The organism is Candidatus Rokuibacteriota bacterium (assembly GCA_016209385.1).
Classification (GTDB): domain Bacteria; phylum Methylomirabilota; class Methylomirabilia; order Rokubacteriales; family CSP1-6; genus JACQWB01.
The window spans coordinates 1-7,584 of the sequence record JACQWB010000131.1; the positions used below are offsets into that span (position 1 = coordinate 1).

At 67.6% G+C, this 7,584-nt stretch carries 7 protein-coding genes; 1 reads left to right on the top strand and 6 read right to left on the bottom strand.

What is annotated here, in order from left to right; all coding sequences use genetic code 11:
- Positions 1–217: 217 nt before the first annotated feature.
- Complete coding sequence (locus HY726_08755; GenBank protein MBI4609085.1) at positions 218–817, bottom strand: DUF502 domain-containing protein; 600 nt, start codon at positions 815–817, stop codon at positions 218–220.
- A 19-nt stretch (positions 818–836) separates the two neighbouring features.
- On the opposite strand from HY726_08755, the gene HY726_08760 reads away from it, so the two are divergent.
- Entirely contained in the window at positions 837–1,637 is an 801-nt protein-coding gene (locus HY726_08760; GenBank protein ID MBI4609086.1) for an SDR family oxidoreductase, read from the top strand.
- Positions 1,638–1,960: 323 nt separating this feature from the next.
- Here the strand turns inward: HY726_08760 and HY726_08765 are convergent, their stop codons facing one another.
- The 5 genes from HY726_08765 to HY726_08785 all read right to left on the bottom strand — a co-directional run.
- Positions 1,961–2,653 (bottom strand): MBL fold metallo-hydrolase, encoded by a 693-nt coding sequence (locus HY726_08765; GenBank protein ID MBI4609087.1) that lies wholly within the window; start codon positions 2,651–2,653, stop codon positions 1,961–1,963.
- Between the two features lie 40 nt (positions 2,654–2,693).
- Positions 2,694–4,469: a DUF4340 domain-containing protein gene (locus tag HY726_08770; protein ID MBI4609088.1), complete on the bottom strand. Its 1,776-nt coding sequence runs from the start codon at positions 4,467–4,469 to the stop codon at positions 2,694–2,696.
- Between the two features lie 12 nt (positions 4,470–4,481).
- Positions 4,482–6,041, bottom strand: coding sequence for a GldG family protein (locus HY726_08775; protein ID MBI4609089.1), 1,560 nt, complete (start codon positions 6,039–6,041; stop codon positions 4,482–4,484).
- 34 nt (positions 6,042–6,075) lie between these two features.
- The gene (locus HY726_08780) at positions 6,076–6,843 is read right to left on the bottom strand and encodes an ABC transporter permease subunit (GenBank protein MBI4609090.1); all 768 of its coding nucleotides are present in this window, start codon (positions 6,841–6,843) and stop codon (positions 6,076–6,078) included.
- On the bottom strand, positions 6,840–7,584 hold a 745-nt coding region (locus tag HY726_08785; GenBank protein MBI4609091.1), incomplete at its 5' end, for an ATP-binding cassette domain-containing protein. The genes HY726_08780 and HY726_08785, both read right to left, overlap by 4 nt.

The window sequence follows — 7,584 nt, forward strand, 5'->3', positions numbered from 1 at the left end:
CACGCCGCCGTGCAGGCGGCCGACGCCCCCTCCGATCGTTAGAGCGTTTTTTCCAGCAGCCTTCTCGCGCACTCGTTGTTCCGTAACCCCGCGTCCCCACGTACTTCCGCTCAGACCCATTCGCTTAGAGCGTTTTTAGGGTTCACCGTCCGGGCTTGACTTCGACTGCCCGGCTGCCTAAGGTCTGAGGCCATGACAGGTGGGACCCGCCACGTCGTCAGCCATGGAACCGGGGGAGGCGGGACGGGGTTGCGGTGCCGGCTGAGAGGATGATCCGGATCCCCTCCTCGATCGGCAGCCCGGTCGGGATCACCTCTTCCTTCGGGAGGAGGACCACGTCGCCGAGGTAGAGGTTGTTCGTCGGGATGAACACGGTCACCATCTGGCGCTTGCCCTCGGACCCCTCCACCAGCACCTCCCCGGTGAGGAAGCCAAAGACGTACTCGCCCTTGCGCGGGTGCTCGGCCAGGACCACCTCTTTGAAGGCGTTCCGCCGCTCGGGAGAGAAGGACTGGAGCAGCTGCTTGACCGAAGGGTACACGCTCCTGAACACAGGCACCCGGAGGAGCAAGCCCTCCGCCCACGAGAGGATCCGCCGGCCCACCACGTTGGTGGCGATCGTCCCCATGAGGAACATCAGCGCCACTGCGGTGAGGAAGCCGAGGCCAGGGATCCGGCGGCCGAAGACCCGTTCGTAACCGGGGGAAAAGAAGTCGTCGATCTTGTCCCAGAAGACGTAGAGCAGCCACGAGGTAGCGATGGCAGGGACGGTGACGAAGAAGCCGGTGAGCAGGCGGACCTTGAACCAGTTGCGCACGCTTCGCATAGCGAACCCGATGAAACCACAGCAGGCACGAGGTGTCAAGAAATTGGCCGCTGGCGGTGCCCCATCCGGTGCCGTCGCGAAGCTGGCAGGACGGGTCGCCCTGGTTACAGGTGGCGCCGTCCGCCTGGGCCGCGTGATCGCGCTCGCCCTCGCACGCGAGGGGTGCGACGTCGCGATCAACTACCATCGCTCCGGGGCAGCGGCCCGTGCCACCGTACGGGAGCTCCGCGCCCTCGGCGTCGAGGCCCGGGCCCTCCGCGCCGACGTCTCGGTGGCCGCCGAGGCGCGCCGCCTGGTCGGCCAGACGCTCGGCCACTTCGGCCGGCTCGACCTGCTGGTCAACAACGCCGCCATCTTCTTCCCGACACCGTTCGGGCGGACGACCCCCGCGCAGTGGGATCGCCTCCTCGCCGTGAACCTGAGAGGCCCGTTCCTGGTGAGCCAGGCCGCTGCGCGCGTCATGCAACGCGCCGGCACCGGCCGGATCGTCAACATCGCCGACGTCGGGGGTGTCCGGCCATGGCCCTCCTACATCCCGTACTGCGTCTCCAAGGCTGGCCTCCTGATGCTCACCCGGGGCCTGGCCGTCGCGCTCGCGCCGCGCGTGCAGGTGAACTGCGTCGCTCCGGGCGCGGTGCTGCTGCCCGAGGGCGCTCCCGCCGCTCTGCGGCGACGGCTGCGCAGGGAGGTCCCCATGGGACGGGAGGGCGATCCGGCGGACGTGGCTGCCGCGGTGGTATTCTTCGCGACCTGCCCCGCCTACATCACGGGCCAGGTGCTGTTCGTGGACGGGGGAGTGACCGCGCAGTAAGGGGCGCGCGGCGGGTGGCCTGCCTCCCGGGTTCGAGCGCGGGCTTTGCCCGCGCAATCCAGGGGGGGAGGTTCGGACGGGGGGCGAAGCCCCCCTCCGAGTAATGGCCGAACCCGCCACGCTCGAACCGCCATGGGGGAGGCCTCGGAGGGGGCCGTCCAGGCCCCCTCCGATCATCGAGCGCGGGCTCTGCCCGCGCAACCCCTGGGGGGAGGCTCGGAAGGGGGGCGGACCTCCCTCCGAGCTTTTCGAGCGCCGGCTTTGCCGGCGCAATCTCTGGGGGAGGCTTCGGAGGGGGCCGTCCAGGCCCCCTCCGACGTTAATTAGGGGAGCACGATCCGGCCGCCGCCCATGACGCTCAGGAAATCGCCGAGGGAGGTGAACCGCATGAACGGGTTCCCCCGCTTTTCCGTGCCGAGCGTCGAGGAGGTTCCGCCGTAGTTGTGGCCGGGGAGCAGAACCGTCTCGTCGGGTAGCTTGGCCAGACGCTGGGTCAACGAGTAGTACATCTCGGTCGGATCGCTCCCGGGGAGATCGGTCCGGCCGCACGAGCCGATGAAGAGCGTGTCGCCGGAGATCAGCCGGTCCTCCATGAGAAAGCACTGGGACCCGGGGGTGTGCCCGGGCGTGTGCACGAAGGTCAGGGTGAGCGCGCCCACCTGGAGCGTGTCGTTGGCATCGACCTTGACGAGATCGGACCCGAACCCCTTGAGGAACTCCCGCTCCGCCTTGTGGACGTACACCTTCGCCTTGACCTGCTCGAGCAGGTCGGCGACACCCGGGATGTCCATCCCGAAGAGATGGCCGCCCACGTGATCCTGGTGGGTGTGGGTGATCAGTGCGCCGATGATGGTCATGTCGTCCTGCTGGGCCGTGCCGACGATCGTGTCGATCTCCCAGGCCGGGTCGACCACCACGCACTGCTTCGCCACCGGGTCGCCCACAAGGTAGACGAAGTTCTGCATGGAACCCAACTCCATCTGCTTCAGGTAGATCCGGCCGGCCATCGTCTTCATCTTACAGTCCCGGGCCTCACGGGGCAACGGGCGGGAGGGGCTACGACAGGAAGTCGTCGGGGATCTTGGGAAAGTCGCCGAGCTGCCGCGACTCGACGGCGTAGAAGGCCGGGGAGGCCTTCGTCTTGAGATAGGTCTTCTCGGCCTCCTTCTTGCCAACGACCAGCGTGCCGATTTCTCCCCCGTCGGCCTTCCAGAGGGTGACCTCGAAGCTCGGCGCGTCGAAGCCGTAGCGCGCCGCATCCTCGCCCTTGGGGGAGACCAGCTCGCTCCATTTCAGGTTGCGGAGCGTGAACAGGAGATCGTTGACCCTCGCCTCGCGCGCCCTGCCCTTCTTGGGCTCGACCACGCGCCAGTCGGCGTCGCCCTTCCGCTGGACCAGCATGACCTGCCCGCCGCTTCTCACCTGAAAGCGCCTGACGTCCTTGGGGTCGAACAGGCCGAGGAGAGACCGGTCGCGGAGGTCGGTGGCCGATCGGGCGAGGTCCTTGAGGGCCTGGGAGTCGACCAGAACCACGGGTCCCTGGCCGACCACGGCAGCATAGGCCAGTGTCTTCCCGTCCCGCTTCTCCGGCGCAGGCCCCAGCAGCACCGTCTTCGGCGTCTGACCGCCCGACTCCAAGAGCGAGACCTTGACCTCGGGCTTCGTCAGGTAGCGCCCCACCGCTGCCGGGCCTTCGGCGACGAAGGTCTGGGCCTTGAGGTCTTTGAGCTTCCCGAGGAGTCCGCCGACTTCAGCCTCGTCGGCTTTGAGCGCCTCGGGCTCCTTGATCTGCCACTTGTCGTTCTCCCTCGCGAGCACCACCCTCCCTTTCGGGCTCTCGAGCTCGATCCGCGCGATTTTGTCCCGGTCGTAATCGAGGACGGTCTTGTCCCGGAGGTCAGCCTCGCTCTTCGGGAGCACGTTCCAGATCTCCTCGCCGACGAGGAACACGCCGGCCTCGCCCTGGCGCATGGCATAGACACCCCTTTTCGCGGCGTCCAGCTTGCCCAGCAGGAGCGTCTTGGCGGTGCGGCCCTTCTCGGTTCCGGTCCAGAGAGTGACCCGGGTCGGCTGGTCCAGCCCGTAGGGAGCCACCGACCTCGGGGCGTCCGCCACGAACTCCTTGATCTTCGTGAACTGGAGCTTGTCGATGAAGTCGGAGAGCCGCTCCCAGTCGGCCCGGCGCGCGCGCGGCTTCACGACCTTCCACTCGGAAGGCGCCCTGGCGCGCTCGGCCGCGAGCTGCTGACCGCGGTGGCTGATCTCGAGCTGGGTCACATCCGCGCGGTTGAAGGCGAGGATGGTCTTGTCCCGGAAGTCGCTGGCCGGCTTGCTGGCATCCCGGAGCGTGAACTCGGAGAGGACGAAGACGGCCGGCTTGGCCTTCTCCTTCGCGTACACCCAGACGCCGGTCGGGTTCTTGCCCCCGAGGAGGAGCGCGAGCGGCTCGGCCTTCCCCCTGACCTTGAGCGTGACCTCCACGGCTGGAGGGTCCAGGCCAAAGTCGTCGAGCTTGCCGGGGTTCGGGTCGATCTCGCGGTCCACCTTGGCAGTCACCAGGTTCGCGACGACGTCGTCCGCCGGCCCCTTGTCACCTCTCGCCTGGACGGGGCTCAGCAGGCTCCAGCCGTCGCCCTCCCGCTTGAGGTGGACCGTGTCCGCCTTGCGCTTGAAGACCACCTCCTCCACGTCCTTCGCCTCCACCGTCCAGAGGCGGCCCTTGGCCTGCTGGGCCTTCTCCCGCTCGGGGGCTAGGCGAATCTCGTAGACGTAGTAAAAGCCCGCGAAGGCGGCCAAGAGCAGGGCGAGGACAGCGGTCGTCTTCCAGCGCATCGGCGCCGACAGCTAGTGGGTGTACCGGCGGCGGACCAGCACGGAGATCCCGCAGGCCATCACCACGAGGGGGAGCACGACCACGGGAATCCAGAAGACGAGCCGGCCTTCGGTGGCTGTCGGGACGATCGGGGTCTGCCGGATATTCTTGGGGCGGATGGCGATCAGGTCCTCCTCCTCGGCGAGCCAGCTCACGGTGTTGAGGAAGAGGTCCTTATTGCCCTGGATGTTCAGGAACTGGTTGGCGGCCAGGTTGGCGGTCCCGAAGACCACGATCCGCGCTTTGACGTTCGTTTTCCCCTCGGGCGGCTTCGTCGCCTCCACGGTCGCGACCGCGGCGACAGGCACCGGGCCGGGGCGGTCGTCAGGGTCCTGCTTCACCGCGCCGCTGTCCAGTTCCGCCCGTGTCCGCTCCCCCCAGCTCCCCGGCCCCGACTTGGCCAGCACCTGAGCACTGACGCCCTTTGGCGGCTTGGCCTGAACATCCACGGAGCGGGTGAGGGGGAAGAAGGTCAGCACGTTGCCGAACTCTTTGGTGATGGCGTGGGGCTCGTACTGGAAGATCGCGGGCACCACGAAGTCACCGCCGAAGGCGCGCGAGATCCGGTCGATGACCAGGTCGTCGCCGAGCGCGATACCGTACTTCTCCAGGTACTTCTTCAGCCCGTCGGCCTGGAACGGGTTCGCCATGAAGAGGACCTTCCCGCCGCGGGCGATGTAGGCGTCCAGGGCCTCGAGTTCAGCCGGGAGCAGGTCGTTCTTCGGCCCCGCGACGAGCACGAGGGCCGCGTCGTCGGCGACCTTGGCCTCCCGCACCAGGAGCAGCTCCTTGACCTCGTAGTTGGCCTGCTCCATGGCCGCCTTGGCTCCGCTGAAGCCCGGCCGCTCCGTGTTCGAGAGCTCGGCCTCTCCGTGCCCTTGGACCACGTAGACGATGCGTTTGCCCTCCCGCGTGACCTTGACGAGGCTGTTGGTGAGCTTCTCCTCCTCGGCGTCCAGCACCTTCTCGGATTTGGTCTTGGTGTCCAGCACGACGGTCCCGTAGCTCTCGATACCGTACCGCCGGGCCAGCCCCGGGTTCCGGTCCGGGTCCACGACCTGCCAGGTGAGCTTTCCCTTGGAGTACGACGCGTACTGCTTGAACAGGTCCTCGGCGATGCGTTTGCCCGGCTGATCGGAGCGAAAGAAGCCGGTGACCTCCACGGGCACCTTTAACTTCCGGAGCACCTCGATGGTGTACGGGGAGAGGCTGTGGCGCCGGTTCTCGGTCAGGTCCAGGCGGTAGCTGTGGCGGTAGGAGATCGCCTCGACCAGGGCGACGATGCCGAAGAGGAGGAGGACCATGGCCAGCACGTTCAGCCCGTAGCGAGCCGTGCGTCGCGCGAAGAAGGCCCGGACGTCCTTGAAGCTGGCGTAGAGCGCCACGAGCAGCGCGAGCCCGCCGACGACGGCCAGGGCCGCCCGGACCCTCTCCCAGTCCGGCCGGGCGACCGAGAGCGCGGCTGCCGCGACCAGCAAGACCACGCCCGCCGGTCCGGCCCAGTTCCCGAGCTGCCTGAGCCACGCGCTCACGCGACGCTCCCTCGTGCCGTCGCCGACCGTCCCATCAGCCCCTCCAGCGCTTCGACTCAAGCGACCTGAGCGTCAGGAAGAGCGCCAGGATGGTGAAGTTCAGGTAGTAGATCATGTCCTTGGTGTCGATCACGCCTTTGGCGAAGCTGTCGAAGTGCTCGAGGATCGAGAGGTGGGAGAGCAGCTTCCCCCACCCCGGACCCGCGAAGTCGGCGCTCCAGCCGATCACCCAGAAGATCAGGAGCGCCCCGAAGGTGGCGACGGCCGCCACGATCTGGTTCTCGGTGAGCGACGAGGCGAGGACGCCCACAGCCAGGAAGGCGCCGCCCATCAGCACCAGCCCCAGGTAGCCGGTCAGGAGCGGCCCCCACTCCAGGCGCGCGAAGCGTACCAGCATCGCCGGGTAGAGCCCGGTCGCGGCCAGCATGACCAGGTAGAGGACGAAGGCCGCGACGTACTTCCCGATCAGCACCTCGCCATCCCGCACCGGGTAGGTCAGCAAGAGCTCGATGGTCCCGCTCTTCTTCTCCTCGGCGAAGAGGCGCATGGTGAGGATCGGCACCAGGAGGAGCATCACCACGCTGATGTTGGAGAAGAGCGGGCGCATGATCCCCTCGGTGACGCTCAGGTCGCGCGCGAAGGCCGGGTTCATGGTCGCCTGCATGGACATCAGGCTGAAGAAGGCGAAGATGGAGGAGAAGAAGTAGCCGGAGATCACGAGGAAGATGGTGAAGACCACGTAGGCGACCGGCGACGTGAAGTAGAGACGCACCTCCTTCTTGAAGACCGGCCAGACCCTCATGATGCGCTCTCGTCCTCGGGCGCCGCGGCGGCCTCCTCCTCGGTCACCAGCTTGATGAAGATGTCCTCGAGCGTCATCCCGAGCCCGCGCAGCTCGAGCAGCCCCCACCCCCGGCGCACGACCGCGGTCGAGAGGTCACCGCGAACGTCGCGCCCTCGCGCCGACTCCACCAGGAACGTCCCGACGCCGTTGACCAGGCTCTTCTGGTCCACCGACAGGACGCCGGGGAGGCGTTGCAGCTCGGCGAGGACCACCTCCGCCGGCCCCTCCACCTGCACCTGGATCCGTTGCGACTGGGAGAGGCGCGCGGTCAGGTTCTCCGGGCTGTCCATGGCGACGATCTGGCCCTGGTTGATGATGATGACCCGGGAACAGACCATCGAGACCTCGGGCAGGATGTGGGTCGAGAGGATGACCGTGTGCTGCCCCGCCAGCGACTTGATCAGGGACCGGATCTCGATGATCTGCCTGGGGTCGAGCCCGATCGTCGGCTCGTCCAGGATCAGCACCTCCGGATCGTTGACCAGGGCCTGGGCGAGCCCGACGCGCTGGCGATATCCCTTGGAGAGCCGGCCGACCAGGCGGTGCTGGACATCCGCGATCAGGCAGCGCTCCATCACGTCGGCGACGCGCCGTTTCCGCTCCGCCCGGCCAACGCCTTTGACCTCAGCGACGAACTCCAGGTACGCCGCCACCGGCATCTCGTTGTAGAGCGGCACGTGCTCGGGCAGGTAGCCGATC